Below are 16,581 nucleotides of genomic sequence, written 5' to 3'. Positions count from 1 at the left end.
GATATTATTCATCTAATTAGTCCTAGATTCGATTTAATGAGAATGTCGGGGCAAGTTTTTGTCATTAATGACACGCATATACAAGGTTGCTGGTTCCAGGCATCCGCCTGTAGAAAGTTGGCCTACTAACTTGCGATACATTTCTTGCCATGGTGTTTGAGATGCAGGGTAGTCAGGTTTCCATTGTTGACGGCGGCGTTCTAATTCCTCATCAGAAACAACTACATTTACACAACGTTTATTTAAATCAATTCTTAAACGGTCATTGGTTTTGAGCAATGCAATCCCACCACCAATAGCTGCTTCAGGTGACATATTTAAAATAGAAGGGCTGGCTGATGTTCCACTTTGGCGACCATCACCTAAACAAGGTAAAGAATCGATGCCTTTTTTGATCAGCTCTGTAGGAGGTGCCATGTTTACTACTTCAGCACTACCTGGATAACCGACTGTACCTGCACCACGAATGACTAAAATGCAGTTTTCATCAATATTAAGATCGGGGTCGTTAATACGGGCGTGATAGTCTTCTGGTCCTTCAAAGACAATCGCTCGAGCTTCAAAGCTATTTTCATCCTGCGGATTAGACAAATAGGTTTTCCTGAATGCCTCTCCCACAACAGACATTTTCATAATCGCACTGTCGAAGAAGTTACCACTGAGTACAATAAAGCCGGCACCATGTTTAAGCGGCTCTTGATAGGGATAAATTACATCAGCGTTTGATGTTTTAGACTGCTTGGCAATTTCCCCCATCCTTTTTCCACTAACTGATGCACAATCTTCATTAAGTACGCCTGCTTTTTGTAATTCATACATCACTGCTGGTACACCACCGGCACGGTGAAAACCTTCACCCAGGTATTTTCCAGCAGGCATACAGTTCACAAGAAGTGGAATATTTTCACCTACACGTTGCCAATCATCTAATGTAAGTTCTATTCCCATATGACGTGCTATAGCGATTAAATGCGGAGGACAGTTGCTAGAAGCACCTAAAGCAGAGGCAACAGCAATCGCATTCTCAAAGGATTTTTTGGTCATAATTTTCGAGGGTCTTAAATCCTCAAGGACCATCTCACAGATGCGTTTACCGGTCGCATAAGCCATTTGACCACGCTCACGATAAGGCGCAGGAATACTGGCACACGTCGGTAAAGACATACCTAAAGCTTCAGCTAAGGCATTCATGGAAAGTGCCGTGCCCATGGTATTGCAATGTCCAACTGATGGAGATGCTGAAGTGGTCATTTCCATAAACCCTTCATAATCAATTTCACCAGAAGCCAGTAAATTTCGTGCATGCCAGATCACTGTACCTGATCCGATTAAATCACCTTTATAGTTGCCATCCAGCATAGGTCCACCTGAAAGAACAATAGCCGGTAAATCGGTAGTGGCTGCTGCCATGAGGCAGGCAGGTGTGGTTTTGTCGCAACCAGTGGTCAGGACCACGCCATCAAGCGGGTAGCCATGGAGAATTTCTACTAAACCTAAATAGGCTAAATTGCGGTCAAGCGCGGCAGTAGGGCGGCGTGATTGTTCTGCAATTGGATGAACTGGAAATTCCATAGGAATGCCACCGGCATCACGAATGCCGGCCTTAACGCGTTCTGCTAATTCTTTGTGGTGACGATTACAAGGAGTTAAATCACTGCCTGTCTGGGCAATACCAATAATTGGTCGACCGGACTGAAGCTCATCACGTGTCAAACCATAATTCATATATCGTTCAACATACAAAGCTGTCATATCTGCATGTTTTGGATCATCAAACCATTCCTGGCTACGTAAAAAAATCCGTTTACTTTGATTATTCATTTCCAGATCCTTAACTTTAATATTATGCAAATGAGCAATATGGGAGGCAGTTATTTATTTGAAGGGTAGAACCAAACCTAAAGCTAATCATTTAGGAATACCATTCAACCTAGGGATAATATGTGAAAACTATAGTAATTCACGCTGCTTTAAATTTTGCATCAATGAGTTGATGCCGAAATTCCAAGGTGATGCTCTGTCGCTGGTCGTTACAGTATTGTAAAGAGTGCCTAGTTTAGGAGTATGAATCCGTACGACATCATCAACTTTGTGGGTAAAGCCCGCTCCAGGTTTTTCTCGATCTTGGGTAGGGGCAAATAATGTTCCTAAAAATAGTACAAATCCGTCCGGATACTGATGATTTTCATTTAAAGTCTGTTGAATTAAATCTTCTGGATCACGACTAATTTGAGACATGGAACTCAAACCATTCAAAACAAAATGATCAGTTCCTTCAATTTTGAGTTCTACCTCACATGAGCGGATATCATCCAAACTAAAAGTTTGATCAAATAAGCGGATGAAAGGACCAATTGCGCATGAGGCATTGTTATCCTTAGCTTTGCTCAATAAAAGAGCACTACGTCCCTCGAAATCACGCAGATTGACATCATTACCTAAAGTCGCACCTAAAATTTCACCTTGGCTATTTGCCACTAGAACCACTTCAGGTTCAGGATTATTCCACTCTGATTTTGGATGAATACCAATATTTTGACCTGTTCCTACGGCTGCTAGAACAGGAGCTTTAGTGAATATTTCTGCATCACTGCCAATCCCAACTTCAAGATATTGAGACCACATATTTTGTTCAATTAAGTATTTTTTTAATTCAAGTGCTTTTACAGAGCCAGGCTGAATAGATTTAAGACTGTCTCCAATCACTCCCTGTACGATTTCCCGAATGTGTTGCGCTTTATCCGCATCACCTGCAGCCTGTTCTTCAATTACCCGCTCCAGCATACTTGCAGCAAAAGTTACTCCTGCAGCTTTAATCACTTGCAGATCAATAGGTGCTAAAAAATAAGCTTTACTTAGATCTGGCTCAGGCAAAGTATTTGCAAAAATTTCATCAATATTCCCAATCAATTGACCTTCAATTTTAGAGAGAGCCGAGATCGGGGAATCAGTTTCTAACAGTTCAGAGATCGTATTGAAATGACTAGAAATATCAAAAACCTGATTACCTTTCAAAATCACTGGCGATGGACCAGCAACTTTATGTTTATGCGGTACCCATGCTCGCCCAATTAAGCACCCTTGTGTACCATCCACTGGCAATGAATTAGCTGAATTTAATGTAAATTTCATGTAAAACAACTCTATTTATAATTGAAATCATCATAGAATTCCTTTCTAATAAACACCAATGGTAATAATTTAATAATTAATAACCTGTAGTTATTGGTAAAAGGATTTCTAAATGGCAGACTTAAATTATTCAAGTTTTAATAATTGGTTCAAATATAGGCACTTGGTTTTATTAGAGACTTTGGCAAGAACTAAAAATATGCATTTAGCAGCTGAACAGATGAATTTAAGTCAGCCCGCGATTAGTAAGATGCTGAAAGAAATTGAAAATATGCTGGGTTTTTCTATTTTTGAACGCTTACCGAGAAGTATGCCTGTAACAGCATTGGGGCAGCATGTGATTTGTTATGCACAGCGGGTCCTGAATGATGCCAAACATTTTGTTGAAGATATTGAAATGCTGAGGCTAGGTGGACATGGATTTCTTAAAGTAGGTGGAATTTTTGCTGCAACCGCGTCTGTCATTCCAAATTCTGTGATTGAGATTAAAAAGAAATGGCCATTACTCTCTATTGATGTTGTTGAACAGACCAGTGATCATTTAATGGAAATGCTCAGTGAACATACACTGGATTTAGCGGTGGGTCGATTTACCCAGGCAACACAACAGCAATTTTTTGATTTTAAGCCCTTAGGACCTGAGCCTTTTTGTATTGTGGTTAATCATGAGCATGCCTATGCTCAAAAGAAATTTTGTAAATTGATCGAACTCATGGATTGGCCTTGGGTGGTTTACCCTAAAGGAACACCTATTCGTGAACGTATGGAAGCGGCGTTTATGCGCGCAAATGTTAAAGTCCCTTTGAATACGGTCAATACCATGTCCATGCAAACTTTCCTACAGATTATACAAACTGCTCCCATGGTCGCTATGCTGCCTGAAGCAATGGTCGCTCAACAGGTGAAAGACGGGAAACTTTGCATTATAGAAACCGAGTTGATTTTAGATGCCCAGGATTACGGCATTTTGACGAGGAAAAACGAACCAGTTTCAGAAATTGCACAAACCTTTATAGAAATTTTATTAAGAAATGCTAAGCAGAATTAGCTATAAATATCACTTGGCTAATTAAATCAGCCAAGTGATTAAATGGCATTTAACCTTTGAAATATGTTTCGGCGACACCTTGGATCCCTAATCCATAAATGGCAAATACACTACCACGCAACTGATTGTCTCCAGGAAAACGTGGTAGCGGAGGTTGAGACATAGAGGTAACAAAGAGCACATCTAAATCTTTACCCCCAAACGCCAGACTGGTTACTTTTTTAACCGGCATTTCAATGATTCGATCTATGCTGCCATCAGGCGCATAACGTACCAATTTCCCTGAATATACTTTCGCACTCCAGACATAACCTTCACTATCTACAGTTGATCCGTCTGCTGAGCCGCCATCTTGCGTATCGATTTTGCAAAAAACCTGTTTATTCGTTAAACCGGTATCTGCACTGTCATAATCGTATGACCAGATTTCACCTTGCCAGGTATCTGTAAAGTAGAACTTATCACCTTTTGGATTCCAACATATCCCATTTGAAGTATTGATATTTTCTTCTAGTTTCTGAACCGTCATATCTGTATTTAAACGATATAAAGAGGCGGTTTTATCTTCTTCCATACGGTTCATCGATCCAAAAACAAAACGACCTTGTCTGTCTACACCTCCATCGTTCAGACGGTTAAAAGGCATATCTGGTTCAGGGTGATCAATAAATTCTAAATCGCCAGTATCAAAATCTAGGCTATGCAGCCCATTTTCTAATGCAACAATTGCTCCATTATGGTTTTCACGTAATGCGTAAGATCCGATCTTTTGAAGGGTTTCCCAAGCTTTCAGGTCTTTACCTTGCTCATCACAGGAAAACAAGCGACCGTCAAATATATCTACCCAAAATAATCGTTGACGAACAGGATCCCATGTCGGTACTTCACCTAAACGTGTCTTAACATCAACAAATACTTTAATTTCCATTTACATTATCCTGAAAGATTATCTCAATTTGATAGGCATTCAATTTATTGAAAAATCATATACTTTCTAAGTAAATTATAATTTAGTTTAAAAAATTACTAATGATTAAATATCAATCTTTGATAAACAGAAGTTATTAAACCTAAAGTAGCGATATTCTGAAATAAAAAATAATAAGAATTAGGTATATAAGTCTTTCAATATAAATTTATATTGAATTACGCATTCATATTGATATTAAAAAGTTATCGATATTGAGGAATAATTCATTGGTAATTATTAATCATCCTCCTTAATTTGAGTCATCTACGATGTAAATCGTCTGATTCTTAAATTAGGGAAGGATTACCTATGAATATACTTATTACTGGTGGAACTGGTTTTATAGGCAAACAGATAGCTAGAAAAATCTTGGAATTAGGGACTATCACACTAGATGGACAAGCTGCTCAATCCGTAGAAAAAATCATATTATTCGATGCTTTTGCAGGAGAGGACATTCCTGAAGATCCAAAAATTCAGGTTGTGATCGGTGATATTACTGATAAAGAACAAGTATTAGAAATTACTAAAAATGTAGATGTCATTTGGCATTTAGCTGCTGTGGTAAGTTCAGCCGCGGAAGCTGATTTTGACCTAGGTATGGAAGTCAATTTGTATGGTTTGTTGACCTTACTTGAATCGGTAAGACAGCACGGGATCAAACCCCGATTTATTTTTGCCAGCGGTTGCGCTGTATTTGGAGGTGCTCTACCAGAAGTAGTTACAGATGACACTGTCGTCACACCTAAATCGTCCTACGGCATGCAAAAAGCAGTAGGTGAATTACTTGTTTCAGATTACTCACGTAAAGGCTTCATTGATGGGCGAGTATTACGTTTACCTACAATTGTTGTTCGTCCCGGTAAGCCCAATAAAGCTGCTTCAACATTTTTTAGTTCAATCATTCGTGAACCGCTCAAAGGTGAGCCCGCGGTTTGTCCTGTCCAGGCTGATACGCCAGTATTTATCACCTCTCCACGTCGCTGTATCGACTCAATGATTCATGCAGCGGTTATTTCTCCGGATCAGTTATCCGATCAGCGCATTATTCCATTACCTGGTTTAACGGTGACCGTTCAGCAAATGCTGAAAGCCCTAGAAAAAATTGCAGGAAAATCTGCGGTAGATCTCGTCCAGTGGCAAGAAGATAAAACGATTCAACGTATTGTGAAAAGTTGGCCAGTGCGAGTTAAAGCTGAATATGCTGAATCACTCGGTTTCAAAGCGGATAAGAATTTTGAAAGCATCATCCGGGCGCATATTGAAGATACCCAGGAATTAATAGCTGAGATAGCTAATTAAAGTGAGACAGTATTATGGAAGATATTCAAGCTAAATCTGCTTTAGAAGAGCAAACCATTCAACGTATTTCAAAAAGAATTATTCCTTTTCTTATTATTCTGTTTGTAATGGCATTTTTAGACAGAACAAATATCGGCTTTGCCGCCTTGCATATGAATGATGCAATTGGCATTACTCAAACGATATTTGGCTTAGGCGCTGGTATTTTTTTCCTTGGTTATTTTATTGCCGAAGTTCCGAGTAATGTATTGCTACATCGTTTCGGTGCCAGAATCTGGATCGCGCGTATTATGATTACTTGGGGAATCATTGCTGCCTTAATGGGCTTTATCCAAAACGGAACTCAGTTTATCGTTCTTCGTTTTTTACTCGGTATTGCGGAAGCTGGCTTTTTTCCTGGTGTGATTTTCTATCTTACTTTGTGGTTTCCAGCGCGATATCGTGCACGTGTATTTGCCACATTTTATTTAGGTCTCCCAATTGCCCAGATTATTGGTGCACCTATTTCAGTTGGACTGATGCAATGGGGCGATACAATAGGGTATGAAGGCTGGCGTTTGATGTATGTGCTTGAGGGCATTCCATCGATCATTCTAGGTATCATTTGTTTGAAATACTTAACCAATACGCCTAAAGAAGCCCAATGGCTCACTACTGATCAACGTCAATGGTTAATGAGAACTTTAGAGAGAGAAGAACTTGAAAAAACTGAAGCTGCTGACTCTCATTTAACTAAGTCAGCGCTTATTAAACAAGTGTTTAAAAATCCATTGGTATGGCTTATGGCTCTTGTGTACTTCGGCATTACTTCTGGTTCGAATGCCATGTTCTTCTTCTTGCCAAGTGTGCTGGAGTCATTCCGTAACACGTTTGGCATGGAAATCAGTTTGATTCAAAACGGACTCTTAACAGCTATTCCTTATGCATTCGCTGCTGTAGGCATGATTTTATGGAGCCGACGCTCGGATCGTAAACAGGAACGTCATAAGCATGGTGCTTGTGCAGCTCTTATGGCGGCAAGTTCAATTGCAATCGCACTAATTGTCAACCAGCCCTGGGCTATTATTGTTGGGTTTATTTTCCTTGCCATTGGTGTATTTAGTGCGATTAATATTTTCTGGACACTACCTGGCCAAACATTGACGGGAGTAGGTGCCGCCGCTGGTATTGGACTGATTAACTCTGTGGGTAATTTAAGTGGATTTACAGGGCCATATTTAACAGGGTACTTATATACCACGACTGGTACTTATACTACTGCATTTCTAGTCATCGCTGGATTTGTTGCGATTGGCGGAATCGGGTTATTGGTACTCGCACGATTAAATGGCAAACAGATAGAAAAAGAAAAGTTAAATCTCAAAGCCCAACCCAATCAAGGAGTATAAAACATGGCAAGGATTGGATTCGTGGGAACCGGTATTATGGGCACACCCATGGTTATGAACTTAATCAAGGATGGTCACCAGGTTCAGGTTTGGAATAGAACAATTTCTAAATTGAAAACATTAGAAGAGGCGGGCGCACAAGTCTGTCATCAGCTATCGGAAGTTGGAAGAGATGTTGATCTTCTCATTGTAATGCTGAGTGATGGAAAAACTTGTGATGAAGTCCTGTTCCAAAAAGATGGAGCGATTTCTGAACTAAAGAAAAATAGTATTGTGATTGTCATGAGTTCAGTCCCGGTAGAAACTGCAAAATATCAGAATGAACGATGTTTATCCTTAGGATTAAGATACCTAGATGCACCTGTTTCAGGTGGTGAGAAAGGTGCACAAAATGCGACTCTAGCTATTATGGTGGGTGGTGAGGAAGATACCTTTACTGAAGCCCAAACAGTTCTAAATTCTATGGGCAGAGCAGTCTTGGTGGGCACTGCCGGATGTGGAGAGCTCGCCAAACTGGTTAACCAAATGATTGTTGCGAGTACGATTGCTACCGTGGCAGAAGGTTTACTCTTTGCTCAGCAAGGCGGGGCTGATCCGTATAAAGTAAAGCAGGCATTAACTGGTGGATTTGCTGACTCTCCTATTTTGCAACAGCATGGTGAACGTATGTTAAGTCAAAACTTTAAACCAGGAGGCGCAGCGAGTACTCAGTTAAAAGATACTCATACTGCTATAAATTATGCGCAGGAATTAAAATTAAAGTTGCCGGTAGCAGAATTGGTAGATCAGCTCTTTTCAGATATGGTCCATCATGGCGATGGACCCTTAGACCATTCAGGATTAATTCGTGAATTAAAAAGGCTTAATAATATAGAGGTATAGCTATATCTCTTGATATTGTTTAAAACTGGCTTTTAAATAGCCAGTTTTTTATTTTAAATATATTATTTTTAATCCTAAAATATTTAATACATTTTAATATCTTTTTTAAATCAATGTTTTGTAAAATAAAATATATATCGATAGGACTGAGTTATCGAATGCTGGGAAAATGTAATTGGAATTTCAAAATCGATAGAACTATATTTTTTTATATTTTATTAAATAGAGAAATTCTCTACTAAATAAAATTATTCAGAATAAGAATGGATGGAATTAACCATTTTCAGATGGTTAATAAATAGGGAAAGAGAATGAGTTTAAAAAAAGTTCATCGGCATTCATGGGTGTCTCTTGTTGTTTGCTGGTTAATCTGGCTGGTTATTGCATATGATCGTGAACTCATATTCCGCGCGGCAGTCATGATTTGTGAAGAATTCTCTCTTACACCCACAGAGTGGGGCTATACCATCGCCGCCATTACTGTGTCCCTAGCCTTACTCAGTATTCCGGTAAGTGCCTATTGTGATTTAAAAGCACCGGGCTGGAAACGTGCTATGTTCCAGTGGCCTTTGATTGTCGGATTTACTTTTCTGTCCTTACTTTCTGGCATCATGTCATTTAGTAATACTTTCTATAAGTTTGTTATCTTGCGGATATTGGTGTCTATTGGTTGTGGTGTGGCCGAACCCATCGGGGTGAGTAATACCGCAGAATGGTGGCCTAAAGAGCACCGAGGCTTTGCAATCGGTGCCCACCATGCTGGTTATCCCGTTGGTGCAATGCTGAGTGGGGTAGTAATGGCATCAATTATTTATTATTTTGGTCCTGAAAACTGGCGTTATGCATTTTATCTCGGCATCATGATTTCAGTACCGGTATTAACATTCTGGGCTATTTATTCAAACAAGAAACGCTATGATGAGTTTCATGATGCATGTATAGATCGAGGACTTACTCCACCGACAGATAATCCATGTCTAGAAACCAAATCCTTAAATCCAGCTGCTGCGAAGAAAGGTTCCTTAAAAAGAACTTTAAAGTCACGCGGTATTTTATTTACGGCAGGTAGTACCTTAATTACACACATTGTATATCTTGGTTTCCTGACTATTTTTCCTGCATATCTCTATAATATTGTGGGACTAGATCTTGCTAAAGCGGCAGGTTTAAGTGCCGTATTTACAATTACAGGAATTATGGGTCAAATTTTCTGGCCTTCTTTGTCCGATAAAATTGGACGTCGTAAGACACTCATTCTTTGTGGAATCTGGATGGCTGTTGGTATTGCCAGTTTCTGTTTAACCCAAGGTGTAATTTCTGTCATTATTATTCAATTAATTTTTGGTTTCTCTGCCAATGCAATCTGGCCAATTTATTATGCCACGGCATCAGATTATGCCGAGCAAGATGCCATGGGTACAGCGAACAGTATCATTACTGTGGCCCTTTATGTGGGAGGAGCGATTGCCCCCATTCTGATGGGTTCATTACTGACGAATTTTGGAGGATGGCATAATGCAACCGGTTATACACTTTGCTTTATTTTAATGTCAGTCTGTGCATTGATTGGTGTGTTGCTGCAAGTTATCTTGGGCTATCTGGACAAGAAAGATCATTTAAAACCTGTTTAATTCCTGACTAATTCCATAAAGTTCGACTGTAGTTTCCTCATGGATTGAGGGTGCTACAGTCTTATCCATTTTTATATTTTAGTTAAAGGATTTGGCTTTCATGTGGGGTTCATCCATCTAAATGAATAGGACGGGCATCGTAATAATGAACCGTCCTATTTTTTATATTAATTTTTTTATTTAATACTCTCTTTTATAAATTGAACTAAACCAGATTTTGATCATGACCTAAAATATTCTGGTTCACATTACTCTCCAAAATAGAAAATAGTCGTTCTTGAGCTTCATCAGTAGCCCAAGCAATATGCGCTGTAATCATGACATTTGGATGCTTGAGTTTTAACAAGGGATGATCTGCTGCAGGAGGCTCCTGGTCCAGCACATCTGCACCAAAACCTGCAATCTGCTGATTCATTAATGCTTCTGCAACATCCTCACTATGAACCAAACCGCCGCGGCCTACATTAATCAAAATGCTATCTTTTTTCATTTGACTGAGTACAGTCCGATCAATCATAAAACGGGTTTCATCATTCAAATCACAGTGCAAGGACAGCACATCAGCAAGCTGTATTGCCTGTGAAAATGGAACATATCCTTCACGACAGGTCGTGGCATTCTTGCGTTCACTGAAGGTAACTTTCATACCAAATGCCTGGGCTTTTTCTGCAAGCGACTGACCGATTTCGCCCTTACCTACAATGACCAGATTTTTATTTTTGAGTTCACGGATGGGCGCTGCAAGATAGAAAGATACTGGACTATTTGACCAGGTCCCATCTCGAACAGCCTTAACTTGGGAGTCGAAATTTTTGATCAGGTTCAGCATCAGGACAAATGCATGTTCAGCCACTGCATCGCCAGCATAACCACGAATATTGCAGATTTTGATATTTCTAGACTTTAATAAATCGACATCTACATGATCGTAACCTGTGGAACAAAGTGCCAGTAATTTTAAGTTCGGATTATTGTTCAGAATCTGTTCATCAACTTTCAGGTCACTGATGATGAGCACATCCTGATCATGGATCTGATCATAAAACTGTTGCTGACTTAACTGCTCATATTCAGTGTATTCAACAGGGAAATTAAATTGAAATGCTTTATTCAGTAATACGCCTTTTTCAACACAGGTAACTTTTACGGTATTCATAAATCTTTAATATCTACATAGTGGTACTGCATATGACTTATTTTTTAATCAAATCATATGCCATTTTAGTATCCTCTAACTGCACCAGCGAGGCATGACGTGCAGAAAGAGGGTCTTTATTTTCAATTGCAGTTAAAATTGCTTTATGCCGAGGCAATGAATGGTTCTGTAAATTCGGTCTTAAACTGGTAACCTGGATTGACTGCTGCAAAGGTAAAACCAGCATTTTTGACATATATGCCAATAAATCATTATGAGTTGCTTTGGCAATTGAAAGATGAAAGTCAATATCCGGCTGGATAAACTCTTCAATACTTTCTGCCTGTTCCATCCCTGCATACGCTTTTTTAATGCGTGCTATATCTTCCTCTGTCGCCGTACTTGCTGCGATATAAGCCAATTCCGGTTCTAATACACGACGTACAGTAGATAAAGTTTTAAAAAATTCATTTTCAGGGGTGGATTGTATAAGCCAGTATAAAATATCCGGATCAAGTAAATGCCATTCATCTTTAGGGCGAACAACCGTACCAATTTTAGGTCGAGAATAGGTCAGACCTTTGGCATTCAGAACACGAATAGCTTCACGAAATACCGGTCGACTGACTTGAAATTCTTCACATAACTCTGCCTCTGAAGGCAATTTTGCATTTTCCGGTATTTCGCCAGATACTATTTTTAGACCTAATTGCTGAACAATAAGAGCATGTTGGCTTTTACTTGGAACAGGATTTTTATAGTCGGCATTACTCATATTTTACAATTGACCATTTATGATCTCATTATGGTATAGATGACCTTATGATTTCACAAGATCATCTAAATTTTAGGCACTTAATGTGAATGTCGGGGTACTTCAGAGCCTCGGCAACCTACCAGAAAATCAAAGTCACAGCCTTGATCTGCCTGAAGTACATGATCTACATAGAGCTGACGATAGCCCCCAATAAAGCTTGGTCTTGGTGGTTCTGGTAAATTAGCTAAACGTTGCTGCAATTCTTCATCAGAAATATCCAGGTGTAATTTTCCGGCATAAGCATCGAGTTCAATATAGTCACCATTTTGAACAGCGGCCAAAGGACCACAGGCCATAGCTTCTGGTGCAACATGCAAGACTACCGTGCCATATGCAGTACCACTCATTCGTGCATCAGAAATACGAACCATGTCGGTAATTCCTTTTGCCAGAATTTTTGGAGGTAATCCCATATTTCCGACTTCTGCCATGCCTGGATAACCTTTTGGACCGGCATTCTTGAGTACCAAGACACAGGTTTCGTCTACATCAAGATCTGGATCAACGATACGTGCCTTATAGTCATCAAAGTTTTCAAAGACTACAGCACGTCCACGATGTTTCATTAATTCCGGGGAGGCCGCAGACGGTTTCAATACAGCGCCTTTTGGTGCCAAATTACCTTTAAGAATACACATCCCACCATCATTACGAAGTGGGTTATCAATTTGACGAATCACTTCATCATTGTAGATAGGGGAGTTTTGGCAATTTTCCCAGATCGATTGACCATTGACGGTTAATGCTTGAGGATGGGGAAGTAGATTATTTTCACCCATACGACGTAATACTGCTGGCAATCCACCACTATAATAAAATTCTTCCATCAGGAAGCGCCCTGAGGGCTGCAAATCAACAATTGTGGGCATACCGCGACCCACACGGTTCCAGTCATCCAGTTCCAGATCAACCCCAATTCGGCCAGCAATTGCTTTCAGATGAATAACAGCATTGGTTGAACCGCCAATTGCAGCATTAACTTTGATAGCATTTTCAAAAGCTTCTTTAGTTAAAATTTTAGAAAGACGCAGATCTTCTTTCACCATATCTACAATACGCATACCAGATAAATGCGCCAATACATAACGGCGAGAATCTACCGCAGGGATTGCCGCATTATGGGGTAATGAGGTCCCTAAAGCTTCTGCCATACATGCCATTGTAGAAGCTGTGCCCATGGTATTACAGGTTCCTGCTGAACGTGACATACCAGATTCAGCTGATAAAAATTCATTTAAATCAATTTTTCCTGCTTTTAATTCCTCATGCATCTGCCAGACGATAGTACCCGCACCGATATCTTTACCCTTATGTTTGCCATTCAGCATAGGACCGCCTGTCACCACAATTGCAGGAACGTCACAACTTGCAGCACCCATGAGCAAAGCAGGAGTCGTTTTATCACAACCTGTTAACAAGACAACGCCGTCGATGGGATTACCACGAATTGCTTCCTCTACATCCATACTGGCTAAGTTACGGGTAAGCATCGCAGTAGGGCGTAAGTTAGATTCTCCATTGGAGAAAACCGGGAACTCAACCGGAAAGCCGCCAGCTTCTAAAACACCTTTTTTGACATGCTCAGCAATTTTACGGAAATGTGCATTACAAGGTGTGAGTTCTGACCAGGTATTACAAATACCAATAATTGGTCGTCCGTCAAACTCGTGATCTGGAATCCCCTGATTTTTCATCCAACTACGATACATAAATCCATTTTTATCGGTTGTCCCAAACCATGCAGCTGAGCGTAAAGGTTGTTTGTTAGACATTTCTATATCCCTATATAGTATTACTATTAAAAACATTAAAACTAAAATACAGTAAATAAAATCCTTTTAAAAGGGTTTACAATTTAAATAGTAATACTATATTTTATTCTGGTAAATTCCTCCTTCAGCATGAAGCTAAAACTAGAAATGGAAAATGGAGTCGAATATGGAATTCGAGAAGGATGTCATCAGGAAGGTAACATTTAAGCTAATCCCCGCTTTAGTGGTCTTATATTTAGTTGCTTATATTGATCGTGCAGCAGTCGGTTTTGCCCATTTACATATGGGTGCAGATGTAGGAATAGGTGATGCGGCTTATGGATTAGGTGCAGGTTTATTCTTTATTGGTTATTTCTTATTTGAGGTGCCAAGTAATCTACTCTTAGACAAGTTTGGCGCAAGAAAGTGGTTCGCACGAATTCTGCTTACATGGGGGCTAATCACCATGGCAATGGCACTCATTCAAGGACCTTACAGTTTTTATATCCTTAGATTTTTACTCGGTGTCGCTGAAGCTGGCTTCTTTCCGGGAGTACTATATCTAATCACCCAATGGTATCCAGTGCGCCATCGTGGAAAAATCATGGGGATGTTTATTCTTTCTCAGCCGATTGCCATGATGGTAGCCGGACCTTTGGCAGGTGCATTATTGGGCATGGACGGTATCGCCAATATGCATGGCTGGCAGTGGTTATTTATTGTAGTAGGTTTACCAGCAGTCTTACTTGCCTGGCCAACACTTCTCTATCTTCCAGAAAAAATTAATAGTGTTAAGTGGCTGAGTAATGAACAAAAAACTTGGTTGAGTAATGAGCTGATTAAAGATGAAGCTGAATATGATCAAACACGTCATGGAAATCCGCTTCATGCTTTAAAAGATAAGCGTGTATTGACTCTTGCTTTGTATTATCTACCCGTCACTTTAAGCATTTATGGCTTAAATCTCTGGTTACCCACCATTATCAAGCAGTTTAGTGGTGGTTCAGATTTACAAGTAGGCTTTCTCTCAAGTATTCCTTATGTATTCGGGATTATTGGTTTACTTATTATTCCCCGCAGTACAGATAAGTTAAATGACCGTTATGGACACCTGAGCTTCTTATATGCCTTAGGTGCTTGTGGCATGTTCTTTAGTGCATGGCTAACTTCTCCTGTTATGCAATTGATCGCTCTTTCTGTTGTTGCATTCTGTCTATTTTCTACCACAGCCGTATTTTGGACACTTCCTGGACGCTTCTTGACAGGTGCCAGCGCAGCAGCAGGTATTGCTCTTATTAACTCAGTTGGAAATTTGGGTGGCTATATCGGTCCTTTTGGAATTGGCTTATTGAAGCAATACACCGGCAACATGGCTTCAGGTTTGTACTTTTTAACAATCGTCATGATTTTTGGTTTGATTTTGACATATTTCGTCTATGCAAAATTTGAGACCCAAAAATCTAAAACAATGAACATTAGTGAAAATGCTAAAGGATAGCAGCATGAATATTATTCAGTTTGAAGATCATTCTAATCAGCGTGCAATAGGTGTCGTAGAAAACAATCAGGTATTTCAGGTTAATAGAGTGACTACTGTACGTGAGCTTGCATTGTTAGCAATCGAAAAAGGTCTTTCGCTTGAAAAGCAAGTTGAGGTATTAGGTTTTGCAGAACAACATTATAACTATGCTGAGCTGTTAGAAAATCACCAGGTTTTGCCACCCTTGGATCATCCTGATGCAGCACATTGTTTTATTTCAGGAACAGGATTAACCCATTTAGGATCAGCATCCGCACGCGACAAGATGCATCAACAAAACCTGAATGATCCGGCTTCGATGACAGATACCATGCGTATGTTTCAATGGGGACTAGAAAAAGGCAAACCTATAGAGGGTCAAGTAGGAGCACAACCAGAATGGTTTTATAAAGGGGATGGCTCAATTGTTGTACGTCCTGGGAAAGAATTACCATTGCCTCCTTTTGCTGAAGATGGTGGTGAAGAACCTGAGATTGCCGGTTTATATGTAATTGGCCCGGATTTAAAACCGTATCGTATTGGTTTTGCACTAGGCAATGAATATTCAGATCATGTGATGGAACGCCGTAATTATTTATATCTTGCACATTCAAAATTACGTTTTTGCAGTTATGGTCCGGAATTAAGAACGGGAGATCTGCCTAAACATTTGGTAGGTAAAAGCCGGCTGAAACGTAATGGTGAAGTGATCTGGGAAAAAGAGTTTCTTTCAGGTGAAGACAATATGTGTCATAGCCTGACTAATCTTGAATATCACCATTTCAAATACCAACAGTTCCTCAAGCCTGGGGATGTCCATATTCATTATTTCGGAACAGCCACACTGTCTTTTGCAGACGGTATGAAAGCTGAAATTGGTGATGAATTTGAAATTGAAATGAAAGAGTTTGGTCAACCATTGATAAATAAACTCGCATCTACTCAACCTGAACTACCAATTGGCTCAATCATTACTCTTTAAGGAATTAATATTATGAATACAATT

13 protein-coding genes are annotated in these 16,581 nt (G+C 39.7%); 7 read left to right on the top strand and 6 right to left on the bottom strand.

Going from position 1 to position 16,581, the window contains the following annotated elements; all coding sequences use genetic code 11:
• Window positions 1–33: 33 nt before the first annotated feature.
• Window positions 34–1,821: an IlvD/Edd family dehydratase gene (locus NI462_RS14065; protein WP_253161112.1), complete on the bottom strand. Its 1,788-nt coding sequence runs from the start codon at window positions 1,819–1,821 to the stop codon at window positions 34–36.
• A gap of 129 nt (window positions 1,822–1,950) precedes the next feature.
• The gene (locus tag NI462_RS14060) at window positions 1,951–3,132 is read right to left on the bottom strand and encodes a fumarylacetoacetate hydrolase family protein (RefSeq protein ID WP_219309969.1); all 1,182 of its coding nucleotides are present in this window, start codon (window positions 3,130–3,132) and stop codon (window positions 1,951–1,953) included.
• 112 nt (window positions 3,133–3,244) lie between these two features.
• On the opposite strand from NI462_RS14060, the gene NI462_RS14055 reads away from it, so the two are divergent.
• Window positions 3,245–4,180 (top strand): LysR family transcriptional regulator, encoded by a 936-nt coding sequence (locus tag NI462_RS14055; protein ID WP_219309968.1) that lies wholly within the window; start codon window positions 3,245–3,247, stop codon window positions 4,178–4,180.
• A gap of 49 nt (window positions 4,181–4,229) precedes the next feature.
• Here NI462_RS14055 and NI462_RS14050 read toward each other — a convergent pair whose 3' ends face one another.
• Entirely contained in the window at window positions 4,230–5,108 is an 879-nt protein-coding gene (locus NI462_RS14050) for an SMP-30/gluconolactonase/LRE family protein (RefSeq protein ID WP_219309967.1), read from the bottom strand.
• A 351-nt stretch (window positions 5,109–5,459) separates the two neighbouring features.
• On the opposite strand from NI462_RS14050, the gene denD reads away from it, so the two are divergent.
• The 4 genes from denD to NI462_RS14030 all read left to right on the top strand — a co-directional run bounded on the left by denD (window position 5,460) and on the right by NI462_RS14030 (window position 10,353).
• Window positions 5,460–6,452, top strand: a complete 993-nt coding sequence (denD, locus tag NI462_RS14045) for a D-erythronate dehydrogenase (RefSeq protein ID WP_253161111.1) — start codon at window positions 5,460–5,462, stop codon at window positions 6,450–6,452.
• Window positions 6,453–6,466: 14 nt separating this feature from the next.
• Complete coding sequence (locus NI462_RS14040) at window positions 6,467–7,840, top strand: MFS transporter (RefSeq protein WP_219309965.1); 1,374 nt, start codon at window positions 6,467–6,469, stop codon at window positions 7,838–7,840.
• A gap of 3 nt (window positions 7,841–7,843) precedes the next feature.
• A complete protein-coding gene (locus NI462_RS14035) occupies window positions 7,844–8,722 on the top strand; it encodes an NAD(P)-dependent oxidoreductase (protein ID WP_219309964.1) in 879 nt (292 codons plus the stop codon).
• A gap of 311 nt (window positions 8,723–9,033) precedes the next feature.
• Entirely contained in the window at window positions 9,034–10,353 is a 1,320-nt protein-coding gene (locus NI462_RS14030) for an MFS transporter (protein WP_219309963.1), read from the top strand.
• 205 nt (window positions 10,354–10,558) lie between these two features.
• Here the strand turns inward: NI462_RS14030 and NI462_RS14025 are convergent, their stop codons facing one another.
• From NI462_RS14025 to NI462_RS14015, 3 genes are all read right to left on the bottom strand, one after another.
• Window positions 10,559–11,509, bottom strand: a complete 951-nt coding sequence (locus NI462_RS14025; protein WP_253161109.1) for an NAD(P)-dependent oxidoreductase — start codon at window positions 11,507–11,509, stop codon at window positions 10,559–10,561.
• A 37-nt stretch (window positions 11,510–11,546) separates the two neighbouring features.
• Entirely contained in the window at window positions 11,547–12,263 is a 717-nt protein-coding gene (locus tag NI462_RS14020; RefSeq protein WP_067763287.1) for a FadR/GntR family transcriptional regulator, read from the bottom strand.
• Between the two features lie 80 nt (window positions 12,264–12,343).
• Window positions 12,344–14,077, bottom strand: coding sequence for an IlvD/Edd family dehydratase (locus tag NI462_RS14015; RefSeq protein ID WP_104426519.1), 1,734 nt, complete (start codon window positions 14,075–14,077; stop codon window positions 12,344–12,346).
• 166 nt (window positions 14,078–14,243) lie between these two features.
• Here NI462_RS14015 and NI462_RS14010 point away from each other — a divergent pair, with 166 nt between their 5' ends.
• Together NI462_RS14010 and araD1 are read left to right on the top strand one after the other, a co-directional pair.
• Window positions 14,244–15,554: an MFS transporter gene (locus NI462_RS14010; protein ID WP_219309960.1), complete on the top strand. Its 1,311-nt coding sequence runs from the start codon at window positions 14,244–14,246 to the stop codon at window positions 15,552–15,554.
• Window positions 15,555–15,558: 4 nt separating this feature from the next.
• Window positions 15,559–16,557, top strand: coding sequence for an AraD1 family protein (gene araD1 / locus NI462_RS14005; protein WP_219309958.1), 999 nt, complete (start codon window positions 15,559–15,561; stop codon window positions 16,555–16,557).
• Window positions 16,558–16,581: the final 24 nt, after the last annotated feature.

It is taken from the genome of Acinetobacter lwoffii (assembly GCF_024129715.1).
GTDB classification, from domain to species: Bacteria; Pseudomonadota; Gammaproteobacteria; order Pseudomonadales; family Moraxellaceae; genus Acinetobacter; species Acinetobacter lwoffii_U.
The sequence above is the reverse complement of the archived record's forward strand: the minus strand, read 5'-3'. Positions and strand labels throughout refer to the sequence as shown.

Excerpts from the sequence above, each read along its gene's own strand:
- NI462_RS14065 (WP_253161112.1), bottom strand. The coding sequence starts at position 1,821 with ATGAATAATCAAAGTAAACGGATTTTTTTACGTAGCCAGGAATGGTTT.
- NI462_RS14060 (WP_219309969.1), bottom strand. The coding sequence starts at position 3,132 with ATGAAATTTACATTAAATTCAGCTAATTCATTGCCAGTGGATGGTACA.
- NI462_RS14055 (WP_219309968.1), top strand. The coding sequence starts at position 3,245 with ATGGCAGACTTAAATTATTCAAGTTTTAATAATTGGTTCAAATATAGG.
- NI462_RS14050 (WP_219309967.1), bottom strand. The coding sequence starts at position 5,108 with ATGGAAATTAAAGTATTTGTTGATGTTAAGACACGTTTAGGTGAAGTA.
- denD (WP_253161111.1), top strand. The coding sequence starts at position 5,460 with ATGAATATACTTATTACTGGTGGAACTGGTTTTATAGGCAAACAGATA.
- NI462_RS14040 (WP_219309965.1), top strand. The coding sequence starts at position 6,467 with ATGGAAGATATTCAAGCTAAATCTGCTTTAGAAGAGCAAACCATTCAA.
- NI462_RS14035 (WP_219309964.1), top strand. The coding sequence starts at position 7,844 with ATGGCAAGGATTGGATTCGTGGGAACCGGTATTATGGGCACACCCATG.
- NI462_RS14030 (WP_219309963.1), top strand. The coding sequence starts at position 9,034 with ATGAGTTTAAAAAAAGTTCATCGGCATTCATGGGTGTCTCTTGTTGTT.
- NI462_RS14025 (WP_253161109.1), bottom strand. The coding sequence starts at position 11,509 with ATGAATACCGTAAAAGTTACCTGTGTTGAAAAAGGCGTATTACTGAAT.
- NI462_RS14020 (WP_067763287.1), bottom strand. The coding sequence starts at position 12,263 with ATGAGTAATGCCGACTATAAAAATCCTGTTCCAAGTAAAAGCCAACAT.
- NI462_RS14015 (WP_104426519.1), bottom strand. The coding sequence starts at position 14,077 with ATGTCTAACAAACAACCTTTACGCTCAGCTGCATGGTTTGGGACAACC.
- NI462_RS14010 (WP_219309960.1), top strand. The coding sequence starts at position 14,244 with ATGGAATTCGAGAAGGATGTCATCAGGAAGGTAACATTTAAGCTAATC.
- araD1 (WP_219309958.1), top strand. The coding sequence starts at position 15,559 with ATGAATATTATTCAGTTTGAAGATCATTCTAATCAGCGTGCAATAGGT.